The following is a 23,623-nucleotide window of genomic DNA, read 5'->3' as shown; positions in this document are numbered from 1 at the left end:
TCCTCAAGCCGCGTCGCGCTTGGCGCCGTTGCGGTAGGCCTCGACCGCATCGATCAAGGCGTGCAGTATCGCGGCGCTTTCGCCGATCACCGACAGGTCGGCCCGCTTGATCATGTCGCAACCCGGGTCGAGGTTGATCGCCACCACCTTGTCGCAGGCACCGATGCCTTGCAGGTGTTGGATCGCCCCGGAAATCCCCACGGCCACATATACCCGCGCGGTGACCCAGGTGCCGCTGGCGCCGACCTGGCGATCACGCGCCATAAAGCCATCGTCCACCGCCACCCGCGAGGCGCCTTCGGTGGCGCCCAGTGCGGCGGCTGTCTGGTGAAACAGGGCCCAGTCCTTCACGCCGTTGCCGCCGGAGAAAATAAATTCCGCTTCGGCCATGGGAATGGCCGCCGGGTCCACCGCCACCGCGCCGAGATCCTCGATACGCGGCAAGCTGCGCGCCAGGGTTGTGGATAACTCCACGGGCAACACTTCATGGCGGGTTTCGCTGACCGGGTCGGCACATTCGGCGGCGGCCAGAATCAGGCGTGGCAGCGGCCGCGCCAAATCCTCTTGGCCCGCACCGGCGCGGCCGGTGCAGGTGTTGTCTTTGATCTGCCACACCCGCGTGGCCGGGCGCTCCTTGAGGCTGGCGGCAAAACGCCGGCCCAGCTCGCCGCCACCGCTGCGGCTGTCAGGCAGCAGCCAGTGGCGTGGATTGAATTGGTTATCCACAGCCCGCAGACCTTGCACCCGTTGTTCCGGCGAATAGCCGTCGAACTCGGCGCCGTCGAGCACCAGCAGGCGATCAACGCCGGCCGTGGCAAACGCACTTTCCTTGTGTTCGCCAAACACCACCGCCAACACCGCGCCGTCGTCGCCGGCCAGCTGCCGAGCCAGGCCAAGCAGGTCGCGGTCATGGCTACTCAGGCGGCCACCGACCATGTCCGGCACCACGTTGATGTAGAACGCCGGCGCAGCGACTTGATGCAGCGGCAATTGCACTTCGGCGGCTGCGGTACGTTTACTGGCGCCACCTTGCTGGGCGCCGCTGCGGTCAATGCGTTTGATGCCGTTGGGGCCGATAAAACCGATGCCATGCACGTTCTTGCGGATGACGCCATTGGGCCCCATCCAGCTGTGCTGCACCGGCTGCATCGCCGCATGCAGCGGGTGCAGGCGGTTACGGGCGATCCATTCGGCCCGTGGGTCGCGGCGGATTATGTCGCTCATCAGTGCACCTCCGCAGGTTCACGCTTGGTCGGTGACTTGGCCGGTTGAGCCTCCTCAAGCAAGGCGTCGGCCACCAGTTCGGCGATGTCCTTGATCAATGGGCGCGGTTCGACCACCCCTTCGAGCATCGCGGTGCATTGCGGGCAGCCAACGGCCACCAGCTCGGCGCCGGTTTCGCGGATGTCTTCCATGCGCATATCCGGGATCCGTTGCTTGCCGGGAATGTCAGTGATCGGCGCACCGCCACCGCCGCCGCAGCACCGTGAGCGGAAACCGGACCGCTGCATCTCCTTGACCTCGATACCCAACGCCCGCAGCACTTGGCGCGGCGCTTCGTACTCACCGTTGTAACGGCCCAGGTAGCACGGGTCGTGGTAGGTCACGCTGTCGCCTTTGTGCTGGCCCAGGTTCAGCGCGCCTTCGCCGATCAGCTCGGCCATGAAGGTGCTGTGGTGTTGCACGCGGTAGTTGCCGTTGAAGGCGCCGTACTCGTTTTTCAGCACATGGAAGCTGTGGGGGTCACAGGTGACGATTCGTTTGAAACTGTACTTGGCCAGGGTCTGGATATTGCGCGAGGCCAGCAGTTGGAAGGTCGCTTCATCGCCCAGGCGCCGCGCCACGTCGCCGCTGTCGCGTTCTTCGAGGCCCAGCACGGCGAAGTCGACCTTGGCCGCTTTCAGCACTTTGACGAACGCACGCAGGGTACGTTGGTTGCGCATGTCGAAAGCGCCGTCGCCGACCCAGAACAGCACGTCGGTGCTGCCTTTTTCGCTGAGCAATGGCAGGTTCAGGTCCGCCGCCCAGTTCAGGCGACCACCCGGAGCGAAGCCGCCGGGGTTGTCAGTGGCGATCAGGTTTTCCAGGACTTCGGCGCCTTTGTTCGGCGTCGCGCCTTTTTCCAGGGTGAGGTGGCGGCGCATGTCGACGATGGCATCCACATGCTCGATCATCATCGGGCACTCTTCCACGCAGGCGCGGCAGGTGGTGCAGGACCACAGGGTCTCGGCGTCCACCAGGCCGTTGACGATCGGCTGATGCGGATTGCCGCCGTGCTCGCCAATGGCTTTGCCCGGATATGGGCTGCCGGCGAACTTGGCATCGGTGCCGCCCGCCAGGCCGACCACCATGTCCTGGATCAGCTTTTTCGGGTTCAGCGGCTGGCCGGCGGCGAACGCCGGGCACGCGGCCTCACACTTGCCGCACTGCACGCAGGCGTCGAAACCGAGCAGTTGGTTCCAGGTGAAATCCTTGGGCTTTTCCACGCCCAGGGGCGCGGCTTTATCGCTCAGGTCCAACGGTTTCAACCCGGTGGAACGGCCGCCGCCGAAGCGCTCGGCGCGGCGGTGCCAGGCCAGGTGCAGGGCACCGGCGAAGGCGTGTTTCATCGGGCCGCCCCAGGTCATGCCGAAGAACATCTCGCTCACGCCCCACAGCACGCCCACGCTGAGCAGCGCAGCCAGCAGCCAACCGCCAAAGTCCGCGGGCAGGATGCCCGCCACCGGCAGGGTCACCAGGAAGAAACTCACCGAGAACGCCATCAGGCTTTTCGGCAAGCGCATCCACGGGCCTTTGGACAGGCGCGACGGCGGGTTGCGCCGACGCAGGTACACGAAGGTGGCGCCGACAAACATCAGCACCGACGCCAGCAGCAAGGCGTAGCCGAGGATCCGGTTCTGCAGGCCGAAGCCGTGCACCAGGATCGCCAGCAGCGCCGACAGCACAAAGCCCAGCGCCGTGGCGACGTGGGTGTTGGCGATGTATTTGTCGCGGGCGACCACATGGTGCAGGTCGACCATGTAGCGCTTGGGCATGGCCAGCAGGCCGCCCAGCAGGTCGACCTTGGACGCGCGGCCACGGCGCCACATGTTTACCCGGCGCAGGGCGCCGAGGACGGCGAGGCCGAGGGCGGCAAACAAGAGAATAGGCAGCAAGGTGTTCAACATGGTGAAGCTCCCACAGACCGCACAGGTCTACTGTGAAACTGGCCCGAATGTGGGAGGGGGCTTGCTCCCGATGGCGGACTGTCAGTTGGTACAGTTGTCGCTGAACCACCGCTATCGGGGGCAAGCCCCCTCCCACATTTGACCGCGTTCACCTCATCAAAAGTCTTTGCACAAGCGCAGGGCGTCGTAGATGGCAGCGTGGGTATTACGCTGGGCCACACAGTCACCGATGCGGAACAGCAAGTAGCCCTCGCCCGCTTCGCTCAGGCACGGTTGCGGTTTGATCGCGAACAAGGCTTCCACGTCGATCTGGCCTTTGTTGCGCGAACCTTCCTTGAGCCCGTAGTAAATGGCTTCGTCCGGACGCACGCCGTTCTCGACCACCACCTGATCGACCACACGCTCCTCTTTGGCGCCGGTGTATTCGTTCTCCAGCACCGCCACCAGCTTGTCGCCCTCGCGGTAGACCTTTTCCAGCATCATGTCGCCGGTCATGATCACTTCCTTGGGGTACATGCTGCGGTAGTAAGTCGGGAACGACGTACCGCCGATGGCCACGCCAGGCTTGATGTCGTCGGTGACGATTTCCACCTGGCTGCCTTTGTCCGCGAGGAAATCCGCCACCGACATACCGGTGAATTCGCAGATGGTGTCGTACACCAGCACGTTCTTACCCGGCGCGACTTTGCCGTCGAGCACATCCCAACTGCTGACCACCAAGCCTTCGGCGGCGCCCCAATGTTCGTTCTGCTCGATGTACGGATGACCGCCGACGGCCAGCACTACCACGTCTGGACGCAGGTCCAGGATGGTGTCGGCATCGGCGGCCACGCCCAGGCGCAGGTCGACTTTCAGGCGCGCCAACTCCAGTTGGTACCAGCGGGTGATACCGGCGATCTGATCGCGCTGCGGGGCTTTGGAAGCCGTGGTGATCTGCCCACCGATAAACTCTTTTTTCTCCAACAGGGTTACGTCGTGGCCACGTTCGGCGGCTACGCGCGCCGCTTCCATCCCGGCCGGGCCGGCACCGACCACCACCACCTTGCGTTTCGGCCCGGTGGATTTCTCGATGATGTGCGGCACGCCCATGTATTCACGGGAGGTCGCGGCGTTCTGGATGCACAGCACATCCAGGCCCTGGTACTGGCGGTCGATGCAGTAGTTGGCGCCGACGCACTGCTTGATCTGGTCGATCTGGCCCATCTTGATCTTGGCGATCAGGTGCGGATCGGCGATGTGCGCACGTGTCATGCCGACCATGTCCACATAGCCGCCTTCGAGGATGCGCGTGGCCTGGTTGGGGTCCTTGATGTTCTGCGCGTGCAGCACCGGCACCTTGACCACTTCCTTGATCCCGGCGGCCAAATGCAAAAACGGCTCCGGCGGGTAGCTCATGTTGGGGATCACGTTGGCCAGGGTGTTGTGGGTGTCGCAACCCGAACCCACCACGCCGATGAAATCCAGCATGCCAGTGTCGTCGTAATACTTGGCGATCTGCTTCATGTCTTCGTGGGACAAACCGTCCGGGTGGAACTCGTCGCCACACAGGCGCATGCCCACACAGAAGTCGTCACCCACTTCGGCGCGCACGGCTTTCAACACTTCCAGGCCGAACTTCATGCGGCCTTCGAAGCTGCCGCCCCATTCGTCGGTACGTTTGTTGACCCGTGGGCTCCAGAACTGGTCGATCATGTGCTGGTGCACGGCGGACAGTTCCACACCGTCCAGGCCACCGGCCTTGGCGCGGCGCGCGGCCTGGGCGTAGTTGCCGATCACGCGCCAGATTTCTTCCGGCTCGATGGTCTTGCACGTTGCACGGTGCACCGGCTCGCGCACACCGGACGGCGACATCAGGGTCGGCCAGTTAAAGCCGTCCCAACGCGAGCGACGGCCCATGTGGGTAATTTGGATCATGATCTTGGCGCCATGCTTGTGCATGGCGTCGGCCAGGTTCTGGAAGTGCGGGATGATGCGGTCGGTGGACAGGTTCACCGAACTCCACCATTCCTGGGGACTATCGATGGCCACCACCGAGGAGCCGCCGCAGATCGCCAGGCCGATGCCGCCCTTGGCTTTCTCTTCGTAGTACTTCACATAGCGGTCGGTGGTCATACCGCCGTCGGTGGCGTACACCTCGGCGTGGGCGGTGCTGAGCACGCGGTTGCGGATGGTCAGTTTGCCGATCTGGATCGGCGCGAACATTGCTTCGAAAGCCATGGCAGGGTTCCTCGACTTACAACGGCTTGACGATGAACAGGCCGTCGTCGTGGCCTTCTTCGGAGCCGCCGTAGACTTGCTCGGCGACGGTGCGCAGGCTGCTGCCGCGCGCTTGCAGAATCTGATCCATGGCCCCGGCGAACCAGCCGGTGAACATGTAATCGACCTTGCGCCCGACCTTGCCGTACACGTAGACGAACGCCGAGTGTTCCAGCTTGACGCTGGCGGTGCCCTTGTCGAGGTCGATGTCTTGGATCTTGAACAGGCCCCAGCCGCGTTGCGACAGGCGCTTCATGTAGTGCTCGAACACCGCGACGCCTTCCAGGCCATGGCATTCGGCTTCTTTTTCGCACCAATGCCAGGCGGATTTGTAGCCGGCTTTGTAGAGGATCTCGGCATAGGCTTCGGCGCCCAGCACTTCTTCGATGCCCATGTGGTTGTTGACGAAGAAATGGCGCGGCACATACAGCATCGGCAAGGCGTCGGAGGTCCAGACACCGGTTTCGCTGTCGACTTCGATAGGCAATTGCGGGGCGATCTTGGCCATGGAAACTTAACTCCAGAAAATTCGTGTTGATGCCCGTCGCGCGGAGGGCGACGGGTTAAGGATGAGGAGAGCGGCGGCTTATTCGCCCCACACGTCTTTAAGGACGTTGACCCAGTTTTCGCCCATGATCTTGCGCACCACGCGCTCGCTGTGGCCGCGCTTGAGCAGGGTCTCGGTGAGGTTGGGGAACTCGCCCACGGTGCGGATGCCCAGCGGGTTAATGATCTTGCCGAAGCTGGTCAGGCGGCGGGCGTAGCCTTTGTCGTGGGTCAGCATTTCAAAGAAATCCTGGCCATGGCCCTGGGTGAAATCGGTGCCGATGCCGATGGCGTCTTCGCCGACGATGTTCATGGTGTATTCGATGGCTTCGGCGTAGTCGTCGATGGTCGAGTCGATGCCCTTGGCCAGGAACGGCGCGAACATGGTCACGCCGACGAAACCGCCATGGTCGGCGATGAACTTCAATTCTTCATCGGACTTGTTGCGCGGGTGCTCTTTCAGGCCAGACGGCAGGCAGTGGGAGTAGCACACCGGCTTTTTCGATTCGAGGATGACTTCTTCGCTGGTCTTGGAGCCGACGTGGGACAGGTCGCACATGATGCCGACGCGGTTCATCTCGCCGACGATCTCACGGCCGAAGCCCGACAGGCCGCCATCGCGCTCGTAGCACCCGGTGCCCACCAGGTTCTGGGTGTTGTAGCACATCTGCACCACGCCCACGCCGAGCTGCTTGAAGATCTCCACGTAGCCGAGCTGGTCTTCGAACGCATGGGCGTTCTGAAAGCCAAAGATGATGCCGGTCTTGCCTTGTTCTTTGGCTTTGCGGATATCGGCGGTGGTTTTTACCGGGATCACCAGGTCGCTGTTCTCGCGGATCAGGGTCTGGCTGGCCACGATGTTATTGATCGTGGCTTGGAAGCCTTCCCACACCGACACGGTGCAGTTGGCGGCAGTGAGGCCACCTTTGCGCATGTCCTCGAACAGGTCGCGGTTCCACTTGGCAATAATCAGCCCGTCGATAACGATGCTGTCGGCGTGCAATTCGGCTGGGCTCATCAGGCGTCCCCTTATTGGCGATTCATGCGCCGAATCGTCTGCCGGCGCTTTGGGGCCAGCATATGCCCAGGGGCTGAACGGACCCGGTGCAAAAACGACAGGGGAATTGCCGAAAGCGTCAATCCGCGACAAAGGCTATGCAGACGCGTCAGACGGGTGGCTGTTCTTTGTCTTACGCTTGAGCCAGAATTCGGCCATCCACTGATATGAGACGGCGCAATGAAATCGATTTTCCTGGCTTTGGCACTCATCGCAACCGGCGTCCACGCAGCCGAAGACACCGACAGCACGCCCTGCGACGGTATCGAGAACGACAAACAAACCCTGGAATGCGCCACCTATAACAAGACCACCGCCGAGCAATTGCTCAAGGACAACTACCAAAGCCTGCTCGAACGCATGGGTTCGACCTACGGCAGCAACAAGACCCAACTGGCCGACATTACCGCTCGTCTGAAGGACGCCCAGCAGAAGTGGGAAAAACTGCGGGATGCCGACTGCGCCGTGGACACTTTCCCCGCCAAGCCCGGCACCAAGGACTACGCGATTGCGCAGAACGACTGCCTGGCGCGGATGAGTGATGAACGGTCGGAGTTTTTGGAGTCGATCGGGCAGGAATAAGCGACAATCGCCACCACTTTTTAATCTGACCAAGGCCATTCATGACCCTCTGCGGCATCGAAATCAAAGGCAGCGAAGCCATCATCGCAGTCGCTTCCATCGACAACCAGGCGCTGACCCATGTCGCCCTGGCCACCAAAAAAATCGCTCTGGAAGATGACGACGAGGCGGCGAATGTCAAAGCCTTCGCCGCGCAGGTGAAGGCGTTTGTGCAGGACAATGCCATCACCCGCATCGCCATCAAGAAACGCAGCAAAAAAGGTGAATTCGCCGGTGGGCCGACGACGTTCAAGATCGAGGGAGTGTTTCAGTTGCTCGACGGTGTGGAGGTGACGCTGCTGTCGCCCCAGACCATCAATGCGCAGAACAAGAAACACAACTTTGAACTGCCGGCGACGCTGAACAAGTATCAGCATGAGGCGTTCAAGGCGGCGTGCTCGGCACTGCTGAAGAAATAAGCCCCGCCGAAAAATCCAATGTGGGAGGGGGCTTGCCCCCGATAGCGGTGGGTCAGCCAAAGCGGTATCAACTGACAGTCCGTCATCGGGGGCAAGCCCCCTCCCACATTGGATGTGTGCTGTTTTTAGTGGGGGGTATGGCGCTTGTACAGCAGCCAATCCCCGAACGACTTGTCCTCCAGGGCATACCCGCCCCGACCCGATTTCCACACCAGTTCCTTGTCGCGCAGGGCATCGATGCAGGCCTGGATGGTCTGGGTGCCCGGCACTACGTCACTGCCCATGTCCTCCAACGCCTTGCTGACTGCGGTGAGGGTGCTGTCGGTAAACGGCGCGAAAGGTTCGTTGTTCAGCGAGCGTTCCACCATCACCTGCAAGACGGCGCGTTGCGGGATGGTCAGGGCGTTCCAGGCGCTTTCGAATTCGGTCCACACACCTGCGCGCAGCAGTTCGGCGCGACTGTGCAGCAACTGGCCCAAGTTGCTGGCCTCACCCAACTCCAGCGCTACTTCACCGATGATCGTACGCAGCATCTCGGGTCGGCGGCCGACCAACTCGAAGGCTTCATCGATATCGGCCGGGTTGAATTGGTTGGTCGGGGCCAGGTTCGCGTTGAGGTGTGCGGTGTAGGCCTGGGTGAAGGCTTTGCCCAGCAGTGGAAACGGCGTGATGCTGGAGCCAAAAAACGGCTGGCTTTTCCCCAACACCAGATAGGCCAGCTTGTCGCGGTTGGAACCGGTAAAGACTAAATGCAGGCCGCTGCCCTCCTCGTCACGCCCTTGGTTGAGCTGATCCCGGGCGGCCTTGAGCGCGAACATGGCGTTGATCCCTGAATCGCTGGTCAAGGCATGCTGGGCTTCATCGATCACCAGCACGACGGGTTTTTCCGCCGCGTGGTGGAGCAACTCCAATGCCTGGGTCAAAGTCGCGCCCACCGGCAATTGCGGCTTGCTGAAGTCCCAGGACAGGGTCCGCAGAAAACTCAACCTTTCGATGCCAAGGTTCTTGGCCAGCTTGCGAATGCCCTTTTCGTAGGGCGCAAGCGCGGCGGCAATGGCGCTGGCGATCAACTCCGCGGGATCTTTTTCTTTGTCGGCCCACAGATCCACATACACGGTGAGCCAACCGCGCAGTTGGCACTCTGGGATCAGGTCTTCGCGCAAGAACGTACTTTTACCAGTGCGACGTGGCGCGGCGAGGAACAGGCCAGAGGTGAAATCCTGAAGGCCGGCGCCAACCAGGCCATCGGCAATGCTGCTGGCCAGCGCGGGACGGCGGAACACAAAACCGCTGAGCTTGGACATGGCTTATACCAAATTATTGAAACGGCTATAAATTATAGCCGTGAGTATAATCAACTATAATTGCCCGTCAAACCGGCTCCCGTCGCCGATCCTCCCTGGGGCATTTGGCAAACCGCGCGCGGTAACTACGCGTGAAATACGACGGCGATTCGAACCCGCAGGCAATGCTCACTTCCAGCACGCTCAAACCGCTTTGGCGCAGGAGTTTCCGGGCTTTTTCCAGGCGCAGGCCCAGGTAGAAATTGCTCGGTGTGTCGTTCAGATGCAGGCGGAACAGGCGCTCCAACTGGCGCCGGGTGACTTTGATCGCCTCAGCCAAGGCGAGGGTGCTCAGGGGCGGTTCGGTGTGCTGTTCCATCTCGCCGATCACTTGCACCAGTTTCTGATTGTTGATGCCGTAGCGCGTGGCGATCTGCATGCGCTGGTGGTCTTTGCGTGGGCGAATGCGGCCGAGCACGAACTGTTCGGACACCTGAATCGCCAGGTCGGCGCCGTGGGCCTGGGCGATCAGGTCGAGCATCAGGTCGATGGAGGCGGTGCCACCGGCGCAGGTGATGCGGCGGCGGTCGATTTCGAACAGTTCCTGGGTCACCGCCAGGTGCGGATAGGACTCCTTGAAGGCGTCGATGGCTTCCCAGTGCAGGGTCACGCGATGGCCGTCGAGCAGACCGGCTTGGGCCAACACACAAGCGCCGGTGTCGATACCGCCCAGCGTCACGCCATCGTGATCGAGACGGCGCAGCCACTGTTCCAGTGCGGGTGTGGCGAACTGCAGAGGCTCGAAACCGGCGACCACCAGCAGGGTGGTGCCCTTTTTCAGCGGTTCCAACGCGGCGTCGGCGTTGACTGACATGCCGTTGCTCGCCAGTACCGCACCGCCGTCGGCGCTCAGTACATGCCAGCGGTACAGCTCGCCGCGAAAACGGTTGGCCACCCGTAGCGGCTCAAGGGCCGAGATAAAGCCCATCGCCGAGAAACCCGGCATCAGCAAAAAGTAGACATCCTGGGACATGGTGGCGCTCTCATCGGACGGCCAGCGTGGCACTGTGATACTCCCGTTCAGAGGTGGATTCAAGGGGTCAGGTCGCTGCAGTGCAAGAGTCGGTCGCCGCCGTGCGTTTTGTCGCCCTACAAGCTGCGTAACGTGGCGTCACGGTGCACAAAGACACCGGCAACCACAACAACAACCTGCCGAGGGCTCCACCATGAACCGACTGATCCGCCGCTGCGTGTTCGCACTCAGCGCCAGCGCCATCTTGAGCACCAGCGTTCTCGCGGCCGATGCCGCCTCTTGCAAGAACGTGCGCATGGGCGTGGTGAACTGGACCGATGTGATCGCCACCAGCGCCATGACCCAAGTGCTGCTCGATGGCCTCGGCTACACCACCAAGCAAACTAGCGCTTCCCAGCAAATCATCTTCGCCGGCATCCGCGACCAGCGCCTGGACCTGTTCCTCGGCTACTGGAACCCGTTGATGACCCAGACCATTACCCCGTTCGTTGACGCCAAGCAGGTCAAAGTCCTCGACAAGCCCAGCCTGGAAGACGCCCGTGCCACCCTCGCGGTGCCGAGCTACCTGGCCGAGAAAGGCCTGAAAACCTTTGCCGACATCGCCAAGTTCGAGAAGGAACTGGGCGGAAAGATCTACGGCATCGAACCCGGCTCCGGCGCCAACACCCAGATCAAGGCGATGATCGCCAAGAACCAGTTCGGCCTCGGCAAGTTCCAGTTGGTGGAGTCCAGCGAGGCCGGCATGCTCGCCGCCGTCGACCGCGCGGTGCGCCGCAAAGAAGCCGTGGTGTTCTTCGGCTGGGCGCCGCATCCGATGAACGTCAACATTGCCATGACCTACCTCACCGGCAGTGACGACGCCCTGGGCCCGAACGAAGGCATGGCCACGGTATGGACAGTGACGTCGCCAAACTACGCCGAACAGTGCCCCAACGTGCACAAACTGCTGACCAACCTGACCTTCACCGCTGCCGATGAGAGCCGCATGATGCAGCCGTTGCTTGACCACAAAGACGCCCTGGAATCGGCCCGGCAGTGGCTCAAGGACCACCCGCAGGACCAGGCGCGCTGGCTGGAAGGTGTGACCACCTTCGACGGCAAACCGGCGGCGGCCAACCTGCAACTCACCAGCAAATAAGCTTTTTCGAACCACCGTTTCGCGGTCATTACCGACCGCGAACGGCATCACCACGCCTGTAAGGAACCTGCCCCATGAACCACGACGTCATCATCACCTGCGCACTCACCGGTGCTGGCGACACGACCGCCAAGAGCCCACACGTGCCGGTCACCCCCAAACAGATCGCGGCCGCCGCCGTAGAAGCCGCCAAGGCCGGCGCTACCGTCGTGCACTGCCATGTGCGCGACCCCGACACCGGCAAATTCAGCCGCGACGTGGCCCTGTACCGCGAAGTGATGGAGCGCATCCGCGAGGCTGACATCGACATCATCGTCAACCTTACCGCCGGCATGGGCGGCGACCTGGAGATCGGCAGCGGCGAAAACCCGATGGAATTCGGCCCCAATACCGACCTGGTCGGGCCGCTGACGCGCCTGGCCCATGTCGAAGAGTTATTGCCGGAAATCTGCACCCTGGACTGCGGCACCCTCAACTTCGGCGATGGCGACACCATTTACGTGTCCACCCCGGCACAACTGCGTGCCGGCGCCAAACGTATCCAGGAACTGGGCGTAAAGGCCGAGCTGGAAATTTTCGACACCGGCCACCTGTGGTTCGCCAAGCAGATGATCAAAGAAGGCCTGCTTGACGACCCGCTGTTCCAACTGTGCCTGGGCATCCCTTGGGGCGCGCCGGCCGACACCACCACCATGAAGGCCATGGTCGACAACCTGCCGGCCAATGCAGTGTGGGCCGGCTTCGGCATCGGCCGCATGCAAATGCCGATGGCCGCCCAAGCGGTGCTGCTGGGCGGCAACGTGCGAGTCGGTTTGGAAGACAACCTGTGGCTGGACAAAGGCGTGCTCGCCACCAATGGCCAACTGGTCGACCGCGCCAGCGAAATCCTCAGCCGCCTGGGTGCGCGGGTCATGACCCCGGCGGAGGGTCGCATCAAGATGGGCCTCACCAAGCGCGGCTAGCCCCCGCCAAAACCTCATCAAATATGTGGGAGAGGGCTTGCCACCGATAGCGGTGGATCAGTACCGAAGATATCGCTGACTCAGCGTCATCGGCGGCAAGTCGAATCGTCGCACCTCCCCTTCCACAAGGGATCACTGAACTCTTTAGGACGTCGCCATGCGCTTTATCACTGAAATCAAAACCTTCGCCGCCCTCGGCAGCGGCGTTATCGGCAGCGGCTGGGTGGCCCGTGCCCTGGCCCATGGGCTGGATGTGGTGGCCTGGGACCCAGCGCCCGGCGCCGAAGCCGCGTTGCGCAAACGCGTGGCCAATGCCTGGGGAGCCCTGGAAAAAAATGGCCTGGCTCCCGGCGCGTCCCAGGACCGCTTGCGCTTTGTGACCACCATCGAAGACTGCGTAAAAGACGCTGATTTTATCCAGGAAAGCGCCCCGGAACGCCTGGAGCTGAAACTGCAACTGCATAGCCAGATCAGTGCGGCGGCCAAGCCCGATGCGCTGATTGGTTCGAGCACCTCAGGGCTGTTGCCGAGTGAGTTCTACGAGAGCTCGACCCACCCGGAACGCTGCGTGGTCGGCCACCCGTTCAACCCGGTCTACCTGCTGCCGCTGGTGGAAGTGGTCGGCGGCAAGCACACCGCGCCTGAAGCGGTGCAGGCGGCGATCACAGTGTATGAATCCCTCGGCATGCGCCCCTTGCATGTGCGCAAGGAAGTCCCCGGTTTTATCGCCGACCGCTTGCTGGAAGCCTTATGGCGCGAGGCGCTGCACCTGGTGAACGACGGCGTGGCAACCACTGGCGAAATCGACGACGCAATTCGTTTTGGCGCTGGTTTGCGCTGGTCGTTCATGGGCACTTTCCTCACCTACACCCTGGCCGGCGGCGATGCTGGCATGCGCCACTTCATGGCCCAGTTCGGCCCGGCGTTGCAGTTGCCGTGGACCTACCTGCCGGCGCCGGAGCTGACGGATAAGTTGATCGACGACGTGGTCGATGGCACCAGCGCTCAACTGGGCACCCACAGCATTTCGGCGCTGGAGCGCTATCGTGATGATTGCCTGCTGGCGGTGCTCGAAGCGGTGAAAACCACCAAAGCCAAGCACGGCATGACCTTCGCCGAATAATGGAATGCAGACAATGCCCGCACTGACCACCTACACCACACAGATCCAGCCCGATTGGGTGGACTACAACGGCCACCTGCGCGACGCGTTCTACCTGCTGATCTTCAGCTACGCCACCGACGCGTTGATGGACACCCTCGGCCTGGACAGTGAAAACCGCGCAGCCAGCGGCCATTCGCTGTTCACTTTGGAGTTGCACCTGAACTACCTGCATGAAGTGAAACTCGGCGCCGAGGTACAAGTGCAGACCCAACTGATCGCCCATGACGCCAAGCGCCTGCACCTGTATCACAGCCTGCATCGGGTTGGGGATGAGCAGGCACTGGCCGGCAACGAACAGATGCTGCTGCACGTCGACCTGGCCGGGCCGCACGCGGCGCCGTTTACCCAGGCGACGCTGGAGAAAATCGCGGCGATCCGCACCGAGCAAGCCGACCTGCCGCCCCCGGCGCTGCTGGGACGCGTGATCGGTTTACCACCGAAGAAATAGCGCAAAAAAAGCCCCGATCCAGCCGTGACAGGATCGGGGCAGAGGAGGCCTTGTGAGAGCGATGCATTTCGAGGGTGACCAAACCTTCAAGCTGCTTGCTGAGGCCAGTGTGCCGATTAGTGCAGCCGGCAAGTGGCCCGAAAACGACCTGTTCATAGCCATCTAAGCCATCCGGGCCACACGCCCTTGCCGATGGCGCCGGGGGCTACCAGAATCCAGGCAGATCCCCGCTCCCCTAACCAGGATAAACGTCATGATGCACGCGGATTTGATTGACCAGGATGACCTGCTGAGCCAGTTGCGCTCGCTGGGTTTCGAAGTATCCAGCGGCGCCAGCGCCGAGCAGGCGTGTGAGTGCGCGGTACGCGGTTTGAGCGAAGCACGGGCCAAGGCGCTCAAGGGCATGGTCGAGCGGATGTACGGCGGCAGCGCGACGATTTTGCCGGCGGTGCGTCAAGCTATCGACAAGCAGTTGTTGCCGGCGTTGATGCAGTTCAAGCAGAACTCCGGGGCCTGACAGATGGCTATCGGGGGCAAGCCCCCTCCCACCTTTGACTGTGTTCACAAATCAAAATGTGGGAGGGGGCATGCCCCCGATACAGACGCCTCGGTCTAGAGCCTAACACTGGCAAACGTCGACTCACTGCGCGCCTGGCTCAATGCCGACATCGGCCCCGACAACGGTGACAACACCAGCGCCTGCGGAATCGGCATCATCGCCACCTGCTGGGTGGTGTTGGAGCCGACGCGCTCATCCCGTGGCGGGATGCCGAAGTATTCGCGGTAGCACTTGGAGAAGTGCGGCGTGGAAACGAACCCGCACACCGAGGCTACTTCGATGATCGACATCGGTGTTTGCTTGAGCAACTGCCGCGCACGGATCAGACGCAACTTGAGGTAGTAACGCGACGGCGAACAGTGCAGGTACTTCTGGAACAGCCGCTCCAGTTGACGCCGGGATACGGCGACGTAGACCGCCAGTTCGTCCAGGTCGATGGGTTCTTCCAGGTTGGCTTCCATCAGCGCGACGATTTCCTGCAGCTTCGGCTGGTTGGTGCCGAGCATGTGCTTGAGCGGAACGCGCTGGTGGTCTTGTTCGTTGCGGATGCGTTCGTACACGAACATCTCGGAGATCGCCGCCGACAGTTCACGGCCGTGATCGCGGCTGATCAGGTGCAGCATCATGTCCAACGGCGCGGTGCCGCCGGAACTGGTGAAGCGGTTGCGGTCGAGGGTAAACAGGCGCGTGCTCATGGACACGCGGGGGAAGGCTTCCTGCATCGACGCCAGGCATTCCCAGTGTACGCTGCAATCGAAACCGTCCAGCAGGCCGGCACACGCCAGCGCCCAACTGCCGGTGCACACCGCGCCGAGGCGACGGGACTGGCGCGCTTGGCTTTGCAGCCATGAAACATGTTCACGGGTAACGGTGCGCTGGATGCCCACGCCGCCGCACACGATCACGGTGTCCAGGGCCGGGGCTTTGTGCATGGCGGCGTCGGGGGTGATTTGCAGGCCGTCGCTGGCCCAGACCTGATTGCCGTCGACGCTCAGTGTGGTCCAGCGGTACAGCTCACGGCCGGACAGCTGGTTGGCCATGCGCAGCGGTTCCACTGCGGACGCCAGGGAAATCAGCGTGAAATTGTCCAGCAGCAAAAAGCCGATGGATTGAGGCGCACGGTTCTGGGGTTGGGCCCCTGAGTTGAACGACGTCATCGCGGTATCTCCTCACACAAAGCGGGTGATGGCCTCAGGCGAGGCTCTTGTTATTGCACTCTTCGTCCTGACACGGCGAGAGGCTTTGAATTGATAGAGCAATTGCCGTGCCTAAATTTGAATGGCTATTCAATAACTCCTGAAAACGACCTGCTGACGCGTCTATATAGCCCTTGCGTGGAGTACGGAATATGCCCGGAAAAGGACGTAGGAGCCGCTACCCTCAAGGGGGGTGAGCAGTTCGGTAGCACTTGTGGGAAGGCGCTTTCAGCGCGCAAGAAAAGTCTGTCACCACACGCACAAGGAGTCGGTAGTCGCAGGGGAAATCGTTCGTGAGCTACTTATCTGTTTGCGACGCGCTAAAAGGTGGCGCGCTGGGATGCTGGTGTTCACTTTATGAGCAGTTTTGTTTGAACTGCCGCTATCGGGGGCAAGCCCCCTCCCACATTTAAATTGGTGAACACAGTCACAGGCTGTGAAGGAACTTGCCCTCCTCCCACATTCCAGTTTGTGAACATAGGCAAGGGTGGGCAGGAGCTTGCCCTCTCCCACATTCTGATTTGTGAACACAGTCAAGAGTGGGAAGGAACTTGCCCCCTCCCACATTCTGATTTGTAAACACAGTCAAGGGTGGGCAGGAGCTTGCCCTCTCCCACATTCTGATTTGTAAACACAGTCAAGGGTGGGTAGGAGCTTGCCCACTCTCCCACATTCTGATTTGTGAACACGGTCAAGAGTGGGAGGGGGCTTGCCCCCGATGCAGGCGGCTGGGTCTTAACACTCGACCGCGCTTACCGCCAACCCACCCCGCGACGTTTCTTTGTACTTGTCATGCATATCCGCACCGGTATCGCGCATGGTGCGGATCACCCGGTCCAGGGAAATAAAGTGCTGGCCGTCGCCGCGCAGGGCCATTTGCGCCGCGTTGATCGCCTTGACCGCTGCAATCGCGTTGCGCTCGATGCACGGCACCTGCACCAACCCGCCCACTGGGTCGCAGGTCAGGCCGAGGTTGTGTTCCAGGCCGATTTCGGCGGCGTTGCACAATTGCTCTGGCGTGGCGCCGAGGATTTCCGCCAGGCCGGCCGCCGCCATTGCGCAGGCAGAACCCACCTCGCCCTGACAGCCCACTTCGGCACCGGAGATGGAGGCGTTCTTCTTGCACAGAATCCCCACCGCCGCCGCACCGAGCAGGTAGTCGACCACGTTGGCTTCGGTGACCTCTTCGCTGAACTTCATAAAGTAGTGCAGCACCGCCGGGATGATCCCTGCCGCACCGTTGGTGGGGGCAGTGACCATGCGCCCACCGGCGGCGTTTTCTTCATTGACGGCCAGGGCAAACAGGTTGACCCATTCCATGGCGCTCAAGGTTGAGCCGATCACATTGGGCTTATTCAATTCCTGCAGGCTACGGTGCAACTTGGCGGCGCGGCGGCGTACGTTGAGGCCGCCGGGCAAGATGCCTTCATGTTTGAGGCCCTGCTCCACGCAATCTTGCATGGCGTGCCAAAGCTTCATCAGGCCGCTGCGGATTTCTTCTTCGGAACGCCACACCTTTTCATTAGCCATCATCAACTCAGCGACGCGCAACTGGTGAGTGTTGCACAGCTGCAACAGCTCAACGGCGCTGGAAAAATCGTAAGGCAACTCAGTGCGGTCCATGTCCGCCACACCGCTTTGCGCCTGAGCTTCATCCACCACAAAACCGCCGCCTACCGAGTAGTAAGTGTCGCGGTGCAACTCACCGTCATCGCCGTACGCCACCAGGGTCATGGCGTTGGGGTGGAACGGCAGGTTTTCGTCCAGCAGGCGCATGTCCCGGGCCCATACGAAGGGCACCGGCAAGCGCCCGTCGAGCAGCAGGGTGTCGGTTTCGCGCAGGGTGCTGATGCGACCGGCGATCTGCGAGGGGTCGATCGCGTCGGGCCATTCGCCCATCAAGCCCATGATGGTGGCCGTGTCGCTGCCATGGCCGATGCCGGTGGCCGACAACGAACCGTACAGCTGAACTTCAACACGCCGCACCCGTTCCAACCACTCACGTTCACGCAGTGCTTGAACGAACAACGCTGCGGCGCGCATGGGGCCGACGGTGTGCGAACTCGAAGGCCCGATGCCGATCTTGAACAGGTCGAAAACGCTGATAGCCATTGACGTGAAACTCCTCGATAAGCACGGGCCGGGCTTGAACGAGGTGCTACGCTCAGATCGCCCAGATGGCGGCATCATCAAGGTTTTATTCGCTGCCACGGCGTCTCACACCGACGTAACCATGCTCACCAGCGTCGCTTGCGCGTGATCGCCTGTTTTGGCCGTTTTTAACGGTGCAGACGGGCAAAAACAGCAGTTTTGCCCTGGGAAAAACCTGTAAACGACGTCACCAACACTGGATACGACCCTGCCTGTACTGGATACGACGCCCCCTGTAGGCGTCAGATTTTCACTGGTACATGATCAGTTCCGACTCGTTTGCAAGGCACCGTGCCAGAGCTGTCATCGCACGCTCCAACCGCAACACTGAATAAAGCGCGGCAGATGCCGTCAGAAAAAACACAGGAGTCTAGCCCCATGAAAGCTTCACCCTCGTTGTTGTTGGCCGCCATGCTGAGTCTGCCAGTCCTGGCGCACGCGGCAGAACCGGAACAGTGCAAGACCGTCAACTTCTCCGATGTCGGCTGGACCGACATCACCGTCACCACCGCGACCACCAGCGAAATCCTCAAGGCCCTGGGCTACAAGACCAAAACCACGATGATTTCGGTACCCGTGACCTACAAGTCCCTGGCCGACGGCAAGAACATGGACGTGTTCCTCGGCAACTGGATGCCGACCATGGAAAACGACATCAAGCCATACCGTGATGCCGGCACCGTGGAAACCGTGCGCGCCAACCTGGAAAACGCCAAGTACACCCTGGCGGTGCCCGAGGCGCTGTACAACAAGGGCCTGAAAGACTTCGCCGATATCGCCAAATTCAAGGAAGAGCTGGGTGGCAAGATCTACGGGATCGAACCGGGTAACGACGGCAACCGCACCATCCAGACCCTGATCGACAAAAACGCGTTCGGCCTGAAAGACGCAGGCTTCAAAGTGGTCGAGTCCAGCGAAGCCGGCATGCTGTCCCAAGTGGACCGTGCCGCCAAGCGCGACCAGGCCATCGTGTTCCTCGGCTGGGAACCGCACCCGATGAACACCCGCTTCAAGATGAAGTACCTGACCGGCGGTGACGATTCGTTCGGCCCCAACTACGGCCAAGCCACCATCTACACCAACGTGCGCAAGGGTTACACCCAGGAATGCAGCAACGTGGGCCAGTTGCTGAAAAACCTGGTGTTCACCCTGAACATGGAAAGCACGCTGATGGGCAATGTCCTGGACGACAAGATGAAGCCCGACGCCGCCGCCAAAGCCTGGCTGCAGAAAAACCCGCAAGTGCTCGACACCTGGCTCGCCGGCGTTACCACCGTCGACGGCAAACCCGGCCTTGAGGCCGTCAAAGCCTACCTCGCCAAATAACACCCGCTGACCCCGGGGCGGTGCGCTGCCCCGGGATGTTTTCCCCTTCGCATGTGGACATTCACTACCATGCTGACTGAACAGAAAATCCCACTAGGCCAGTACATCGCTGCCTTCGTCGAATGGTTGACCCAACACGGCGCCAACTACTTCGACGCAATCGCATCGACACTGGAAACGATGATCCACGGCGTGACGTTTGCGCTGACCTGGTTCAATCCGCTGGCATTGATCGGTCTGATTGCGCTGCTGGCTCACTTTATTCAACGTAAATGGGGCCTGACGGTTTTTGTCATCGCCTCCTTCCTGCTGATCCTCAACCTGGGGTACTGGCAGGAAACCATGGAAACCCTCGCGCAGGTGCTGTTCGCCACCCTGGTCTGCGTGGTCATCGGTGTGCCGTTGGGCATTGTTGCCGCGCACAAACCGTTGTTCTACACCATGATGCGGCCGGTGCTCGATCTGATGCAGACCGTACCGACCTTCGTCTACCTCATCCCTACCCTGACCCTCTTCGGGCTGGGTGTGGTGCCTGGGCTGATTTCCACGGTGGTGTTCGCGATTGCCGCGCCGATCCGTCTGACTTACCTGGGCATCCGTGATGTACCGCAAGAGTTGATGGACGCCGGCAAAGCCTTCGGCTGCTCGCGCCGTCAATTGCTCTCGCGCATTGAACTGCCACACGCCATGCCGAGCATTGCCGCCGGCATTACCCAATGCATCATGCTGTCGTTGTCGATGGTGGTGATCGCGGCCCTGGTGGGTGCCGACGGCCTCGGTAAGCCGGTGGTCAACGCACTCAACACCGCCGACATCGCCCTGGGCTTTGAAGCGGGCCTGGCGATCGTATTGCTGGCCATCATGCTCGACCGCATCTGCAAACAACCCGATGCCAAAGTAGGGGGTGATGCATGAGCATTATCCGATTCGACAAAGTCGACGTGATCTTCTCCAAAGACCCACGCGAAGCGCTCAAGCTGCTGGACCAGGGCATGAGCCGTAACGAGATTCTGAAAAAGACCGGGCAGATTGTCGGCGTTGAAAAGGCCAGCCTGGATATCGAAAAAGGCGAGATCTGCGTGCTGATGGGCCTGTCGGGCTCCGGCAAATCCAGCCTGCTGCGCTGCATCAACGGCCTCAATACCGTTAGCCGCGGGCAGCTGTTCGTGGAGCATGAAGGTCGGCAGATCGACATTGCTTCCTGCACCGACGCAGAGCTGAAAATGATGCGTACCAAACGCATCGCCATGGTGTTTCAGAAGTTCGCCCTGATGCCCTGGCTGACAGTGCGCGAGAACATCAGCTTCGGCCTGGAAATGCAGGGCCGTCCGGAAAAAGAGCGGCGCAAGCTGGTGGACGAAAAGCTCGAACTGGTGGGCCTGGCCCAGTGGCGTAACAAGAAGCCCGACGAGTTGTCCGGCGGCATGCAGCAACGCGTCGGCCTGGCCCGCGCCCTGGCGATGGACGCCGACATCCTGCTGATGGACGAACCTTTCTCCGCCCTCGACCCGCTGATCCGCCAAGGCCTGCAGGACGAGCTGCTGGAACTGCAACGCAAGCTGAGCAAGACCATCGTATTCGTCAGCCATGACCTGGACGAGGCGCTCAAACTGGGCAGCCGTATTGCGATCATGAAGGACGGCAAGATCATCCAGTACAGCGTGCCGGAAGAGATCGTGCTGAACCCGGCGGACGACTATGTGCGCACCTTCGTCGCTCACACCAACCCGCTGAACGTGCTGTGCGGCCGCAGCCTGATGCGCACCCTGGACAACTGCAAGCGCGTCAACGGTTCGGTGTGCCTGGACCCGAGCGGCGACTCGTGGCTGGACCTGGCCGAAGGCAACACTATCCAGGGCGCCCGCCAGAACGGTGCGGTGATGAACCTGCAGAACTGGGCACCGGGGCAACCGGTGGAAGGTCTGGGCCGCGTACCGACCCTGGTGGATTCGAATATCGGCATGCGTGATGCGCTGCAGATTCGTTATCAGACGGGTAACAAGCTGGTGTTGCATGACAACAACCAGGTGGTGGGGATCCTCGGTGATAGTGAGCTCTACCATGCCCTGCTGGGCAAAAACCTGGGCTAGCACACACTGCAAAACAACGGTGGGAGGGGGCTTGCCCCCGATAGCGGTGGATCAGTAACAGATGGACTGACTGACACACTGCAATCGGGGGCAAGCCCCCTCCCACATTTTTTGCCCCAGTGGGGTCAGTGACACCACCGGGCTTTCAACGCATCAGCTATAGACACGGCCAAGGAGCTGCCGATGGCTTTCAAACTGATCGAGCACATCCCGGGTGATTTGCTCCGGGGTGAAGCCCATCAGGTCGTATTCCTGAGGCCCGTTGTGCAGGTAGACCTCGGCACGGTAATAGCGCGTGCGCTCTTCTTCGGGCACATCGTTGGGCGCCGACGAGTAAGCATCCAGGCTCACTTCATAAACGAACGGATTGCCCTCTTCCATCTCGATGCGCACACCGATGCAGCGCTTGGACTTGCCCAACAGTGTCTGCACTTGCAAACCTTGTTCACGCAACGCAGTCGCCGCTTCTTCCAACGCCGGCGTGACGTGCTTGTCCATAAAGCGCTGCACCGTGGCCTGGCTCGGTTGCAAATCCAGTGCGGTCAAACGCTCGCTGAAGCCACGACGCCCGCGTTCGGCCAGTTGCGCCTGCTCCTGTTCGATCGCCACGTCCTGACGCATGGCCTTGTGCAAGCCGAACATAAAGAAAATCAACACCACCGAGAACGGCAGCCCCGCCAGCACCACCATGGTTTGCATGGCTTCGAAGTTACCGGCGAACAGCAGGCCGATGGTCACCAGGGTGATCACCGCCGACCAGAAGATCCGCAGCCAGTGCGGCGCATCTTCATCCACATTGCCGCCTTTGCACGACAGGTTGGCCATCATCACCGCGCCGGAATCCGCCGGGGTCAGGAACAGCACAAAGCCGACGAAGATCGACACACCAATCACGACTTTCGACGCTGGGTAATGCTCCAGCAATTGGTAGATCGCCATGGACGGCTGTTCCAACGCCGTCTTGCCCAACTCCACCGCGCCATGGTTCAGCACCAGGTCCAGGGCCGAGTTGCCGAAGATCGACAGCCACGCCAGGGTAAAGCCCAGCGGAATCAGCAGCACGCCCGCCACCAATTCACGCACCGTACGGCCACGGGAAATCCGCGCGATGAACATGCCTACGAATGGCGCCCAGGAAATCCACCAGGCCCAGTAGAACAGAGTCCACAGGCCCATCCAGCGTTCGGTCTTGGCACCGTCGCCTTCGTAGACGTACAGGTCGAAGGTTTTCAACACCAGGCCGTTCATGTAATCGCCGATGTTCTGCACGAAGCCGTTGAGCAGGTGCAGGGTCGGGCCGAACAACAACACAAAGATCAGCAAACCGCTGAACAGCACGATGTTGAGGTTGGACAAACGACGGATACCGTTCTCCACCCCCGACACGGCGGCGATGGTCGCCACGGTGCTCATCACGATGATCACGATCAGCAGGTTGGTGTTGCTGTGCTGCATGCCGAACAGGTTTTCCAGGCCGGACGACACCTGCATCGCGCCGATCCCCAGGTTGGTCACCAGGCCCAGCAGGGTCACGAACATGCCGAAACCGTCCACCGCATGGCCGGCCGCGCCCTTCACCCAGCGCTCGCCCACCAGCGGGTACAACGCCGAGCGCAAGGCCAGCGGCTGGTTATGCCGGTAGGCGAAGTACGCCACGGCCAGACCGACGAGGGCGTAGATCGCCCAGCCGTGCAGGCCCCAGTGCAGAAAGGTCAGTTGCAGCGCCTGGCGCGCGGCCAGGTTGCTGCCGGCCACGCCTTCGGGCGGGTTGAAGTAATGGTCCAGCGGCTCCGAGGCGCCGAAGTACAGCAGCGAAATGCCGATCCCCGAGGAGAACAACATGCCGGCCCAGGCGCCGTAGCTGAAGTCCGGGGTGTCGTCCTTGCTGCCCAGTTTCAATTTGCCGTAGGACGAAAACGCCAGCCCCACCACAAACACCAGGTAAGCAGCGATGACTACCATGTAGTACCAGCCAAAGCTTTTGGACAGCCACGCCTGGGCGACCCCAAGCATGCGCCCGGCCTCCTGCGGGGCGGCGATCAGGACAGCGGTCAACAACAGAATCAGCGCGGTGGAGGTGTAAAACACCCAACCGTTGACCCGGACCTTTTCCGGCGGGGTCTTTATAAGAGAGGCAGAACTCATGGCGCAGATGCTCCGGGCAGTGCGAGAGAGAAACACAAGGCAACGGTTATCCCGGGACATC

At 61.3% G+C, this 23,623-nt stretch carries 20 protein-coding genes; 10 read left to right on the top strand and 10 right to left on the bottom strand.

What is annotated here, in order from left to right:
- Positions 1-3: 3 nt before the first annotated feature.
- The 5 genes from ABX75_RS19445 to ABX75_RS19425 form a co-directional block, all read right to left on the bottom strand.
- A complete protein-coding gene (locus ABX75_RS19445) occupies positions 4-1,224 on the bottom strand; it encodes an electron transfer flavoprotein subunit alpha/FixB family protein (protein WP_034101174.1) in 1,221 nt (406 codons plus the stop codon).
- The gene (gene dgcB / locus ABX75_RS19440) at positions 1,224-3,167 is read right to left on the bottom strand and encodes a dimethylglycine demethylation protein DgcB (protein ID WP_034115319.1); all 1,944 of its coding nucleotides are present in this window, start codon (positions 3,165-3,167) and stop codon (positions 1,224-1,226) included. The genes ABX75_RS19445 and dgcB overlap by 1 nt, the downstream gene beginning before the upstream one ends.
- A 156-nt stretch (positions 3,168-3,323) precedes the next feature.
- Complete coding sequence (gene dgcA / locus ABX75_RS19435; protein WP_034101177.1) at positions 3,324-5,384, bottom strand: dimethylglycine demethylation protein DgcA; 2,061 nt, start codon at positions 5,382-5,384, stop codon at positions 3,324-3,326.
- A 16-nt stretch (positions 5,385-5,400) separates the two neighbouring features.
- Complete coding sequence (locus tag ABX75_RS19430; RefSeq protein WP_034101179.1) at positions 5,401-5,931, bottom strand: 4-vinyl reductase; 531 nt, start codon at positions 5,929-5,931, stop codon at positions 5,401-5,403.
- A gap of 78 nt (positions 5,932-6,009) precedes the next feature.
- A complete protein-coding gene (locus ABX75_RS19425; RefSeq protein WP_015373138.1) occupies positions 6,010-6,987 on the bottom strand; it encodes a dipeptidase in 978 nt (325 codons plus the stop codon).
- A gap of 219 nt (positions 6,988-7,206) precedes the next feature.
- On the opposite strand from ABX75_RS19425, the gene ABX75_RS19420 reads away from it, so the two are divergent.
- Positions 7,207-7,608, top strand: coding sequence for a lysozyme inhibitor LprI family protein (locus tag ABX75_RS19420; protein ID WP_034101181.1), 402 nt, complete (start codon positions 7,207-7,209; stop codon positions 7,606-7,608).
- A gap of 41 nt (positions 7,609-7,649) precedes the next feature.
- Complete coding sequence (locus ABX75_RS19415; RefSeq protein ID WP_047882485.1) at positions 7,650-8,066, top strand: DUF3010 family protein; 417 nt, start codon at positions 7,650-7,652, stop codon at positions 8,064-8,066.
- Positions 8,067-8,191: 125 nt separating this feature from the next.
- Here ABX75_RS19415 and ABX75_RS19410 read toward each other — a convergent pair whose 3' ends face one another.
- Positions 8,192-9,370 (bottom strand): AAA family ATPase, encoded by a 1,179-nt coding sequence (locus ABX75_RS19410; protein ID WP_034101183.1) that lies wholly within the window; start codon positions 9,368-9,370, stop codon positions 8,192-8,194.
- A 67-nt stretch (positions 9,371-9,437) separates the two neighbouring features.
- Entirely contained in the window at positions 9,438-10,382 is a 945-nt protein-coding gene (locus ABX75_RS19405) for a GlxA family transcriptional regulator (protein ID WP_047882484.1), read from the bottom strand.
- 193 nt (positions 10,383-10,575) lie between these two features.
- Here ABX75_RS19405 and ABX75_RS19400 point away from each other — a divergent pair, with 193 nt between their 5' ends.
- The 5 genes from ABX75_RS19400 (at position 10,576) to ABX75_RS19380 (ending at position 14,612) form a co-directional block, all read left to right on the top strand.
- A complete protein-coding gene (locus ABX75_RS19400; protein ID WP_034101185.1) occupies positions 10,576-11,520 on the top strand; it encodes a choline ABC transporter substrate-binding protein in 945 nt (314 codons plus the stop codon).
- A gap of 74 nt (positions 11,521-11,594) precedes the next feature.
- Entirely contained in the window at positions 11,595-12,482 is an 888-nt protein-coding gene (locus ABX75_RS19395) for a 3-keto-5-aminohexanoate cleavage protein (protein ID WP_047882483.1), read from the top strand.
- 157 nt (positions 12,483-12,639) lie between these two features.
- Positions 12,640-13,605 carry an L-carnitine dehydrogenase gene (locus ABX75_RS19390; RefSeq protein ID WP_034101188.1) on the top strand — a complete coding sequence of 322 codons (966 nt, stop codon included), beginning with the start codon at positions 12,640-12,642 and terminating at the stop codon, positions 13,603-13,605.
- 13 nt (positions 13,606-13,618) lie between these two features.
- Positions 13,619-14,095 carry a thioesterase family protein gene (locus ABX75_RS19385; RefSeq protein WP_034101189.1) on the top strand — a complete coding sequence of 159 codons (477 nt, stop codon included), beginning with the start codon at positions 13,619-13,621 and terminating at the stop codon, positions 14,093-14,095.
- Between the two features lie 253 nt (positions 14,096-14,348).
- Complete coding sequence (locus tag ABX75_RS19380) at positions 14,349-14,612, top strand: hypothetical protein (RefSeq protein ID WP_034101191.1); 264 nt, start codon at positions 14,349-14,351, stop codon at positions 14,610-14,612.
- 95 nt (positions 14,613-14,707) lie between these two features.
- Here ABX75_RS19380 and ABX75_RS19375 read toward each other — a convergent pair whose 3' ends face one another.
- Together ABX75_RS19375 and ABX75_RS19370 are read right to left on the bottom strand one after the other, a co-directional pair.
- Positions 14,708-15,811 carry a GlxA family transcriptional regulator gene (locus tag ABX75_RS19375; protein ID WP_047882482.1) on the bottom strand — a complete coding sequence of 368 codons (1,104 nt, stop codon included), beginning with the start codon at positions 15,809-15,811 and terminating at the stop codon, positions 14,708-14,710.
- Positions 15,812-16,585: 774 nt separating this feature from the next.
- Positions 16,586-17,962, bottom strand: coding sequence for an L-serine ammonia-lyase (locus tag ABX75_RS19370; protein WP_034101194.1), 1,377 nt, complete (start codon positions 17,960-17,962; stop codon positions 16,586-16,588).
- A gap of 417 nt (positions 17,963-18,379) precedes the next feature.
- Here ABX75_RS19370 and ABX75_RS19365 point away from each other — a divergent pair, with 417 nt between their 5' ends.
- The 3 genes from ABX75_RS19365 to choV all read left to right on the top strand — a co-directional run bounded on the left by ABX75_RS19365 (position 18,380) and on the right by choV (position 21,417).
- Entirely contained in the window at positions 18,380-19,327 is a 948-nt protein-coding gene (locus ABX75_RS19365; RefSeq protein WP_034101195.1) for a choline ABC transporter substrate-binding protein, read from the top strand.
- A 69-nt stretch (positions 19,328-19,396) separates the two neighbouring features.
- A complete protein-coding gene (gene choW / locus ABX75_RS19360; RefSeq protein ID WP_016972877.1) occupies positions 19,397-20,242 on the top strand; it encodes a choline ABC transporter permease subunit in 846 nt (281 codons plus the stop codon).
- On the top strand, positions 20,239-21,417 hold the full coding sequence (gene choV / locus ABX75_RS19355) for a choline ABC transporter ATP-binding protein (protein WP_034101196.1): 1,179 nt from the start codon (positions 20,239-20,241) through the stop codon (positions 21,415-21,417). The genes choW and choV overlap by 4 nt, the downstream gene beginning before the upstream one ends.
- 153 nt (positions 21,418-21,570) lie before the next feature.
- Here choV and ABX75_RS19350 read toward each other — a convergent pair whose 3' ends face one another.
- Positions 21,571-23,505, bottom strand: a complete 1,935-nt coding sequence (locus ABX75_RS19350) for a BCCT family transporter (RefSeq protein WP_236238682.1) — start codon at positions 23,503-23,505, stop codon at positions 21,571-21,573.
- Between the last annotated feature and the right edge of the window lie 118 nt (positions 23,506-23,623).

Origin of the sequence: Pseudomonas sp. ARP3 (genome assembly GCF_001029595.1) — a bacterium.
GTDB lineage: Bacteria > Pseudomonadota > Gammaproteobacteria > Pseudomonadales > Pseudomonadaceae > Aquipseudomonas > Aquipseudomonas rhodesiae.
The sequence above is the reverse complement of the archived record's forward strand: the minus strand, read 5'-3'. Positions and strand labels throughout refer to the sequence as shown.

Excerpts from the sequence above, each read along its gene's own strand:
- ABX75_RS19430 (WP_034101179.1), bottom strand. The coding sequence starts at position 5,931 with ATGGCCAAGATCGCCCCGCAATTGCCTATCGAAGTCGACAGCGAAACC.
- ABX75_RS19395 (WP_047882483.1), top strand. The coding sequence starts at position 11,595 with ATGAACCACGACGTCATCATCACCTGCGCACTCACCGGTGCTGGCGAC.
- ABX75_RS19415 (WP_047882485.1), top strand. The coding sequence starts at position 7,650 with ATGACCCTCTGCGGCATCGAAATCAAAGGCAGCGAAGCCATCATCGCA.
- ABX75_RS19405 (WP_047882484.1), bottom strand. The coding sequence starts at position 10,382 with ATGTCCCAGGATGTCTACTTTTTGCTGATGCCGGGTTTCTCGGCGATG.
- choW (WP_016972877.1), top strand. The coding sequence starts at position 19,397 with ATGCTGACTGAACAGAAAATCCCACTAGGCCAGTACATCGCTGCCTTC.
- ABX75_RS19370 (WP_034101194.1), bottom strand. The coding sequence starts at position 17,962 with ATGGCTATCAGCGTTTTCGACCTGTTCAAGATCGGCATCGGGCCTTCG.
- ABX75_RS19365 (WP_034101195.1), top strand. The coding sequence starts at position 18,380 with ATGAAAGCTTCACCCTCGTTGTTGTTGGCCGCCATGCTGAGTCTGCCA.
- ABX75_RS19380 (WP_034101191.1), top strand. The coding sequence starts at position 14,349 with ATGATGCACGCGGATTTGATTGACCAGGATGACCTGCTGAGCCAGTTG.
- ABX75_RS19420 (WP_034101181.1), top strand. The coding sequence starts at position 7,207 with ATGAAATCGATTTTCCTGGCTTTGGCACTCATCGCAACCGGCGTCCAC.
- ABX75_RS19390 (WP_034101188.1), top strand. The coding sequence starts at position 12,640 with ATGCGCTTTATCACTGAAATCAAAACCTTCGCCGCCCTCGGCAGCGGC.
- dgcB (WP_034115319.1), bottom strand. The coding sequence starts at position 3,167 with ATGTTGAACACCTTGCTGCCTATTCTCTTGTTTGCCGCCCTCGGCCTC.
- ABX75_RS19400 (WP_034101185.1), top strand. The coding sequence starts at position 10,576 with ATGAACCGACTGATCCGCCGCTGCGTGTTCGCACTCAGCGCCAGCGCC.
- ABX75_RS19445 (WP_034101174.1), bottom strand. The coding sequence starts at position 1,224 with ATGAGCGACATAATCCGCCGCGACCCACGGGCCGAATGGATCGCCCGT.
- choV (WP_034101196.1), top strand. The coding sequence starts at position 20,239 with ATGAGCATTATCCGATTCGACAAAGTCGACGTGATCTTCTCCAAAGAC.
- ABX75_RS19410 (WP_034101183.1), bottom strand. The coding sequence starts at position 9,370 with ATGTCCAAGCTCAGCGGTTTTGTGTTCCGCCGTCCCGCGCTGGCCAGC.
- ABX75_RS19375 (WP_047882482.1), bottom strand. The coding sequence starts at position 15,811 with ATGACGTCGTTCAACTCAGGGGCCCAACCCCAGAACCGTGCGCCTCAA.
- ABX75_RS19425 (WP_015373138.1), bottom strand. The coding sequence starts at position 6,987 with ATGAGCCCAGCCGAATTGCACGCCGACAGCATCGTTATCGACGGGCTG.
- ABX75_RS19385 (WP_034101189.1), top strand. The coding sequence starts at position 13,619 with ATGCCCGCACTGACCACCTACACCACACAGATCCAGCCCGATTGGGTG.
- dgcA (WP_034101177.1), bottom strand. The coding sequence starts at position 5,384 with ATGGCTTTCGAAGCAATGTTCGCGCCGATCCAGATCGGCAAACTGACC.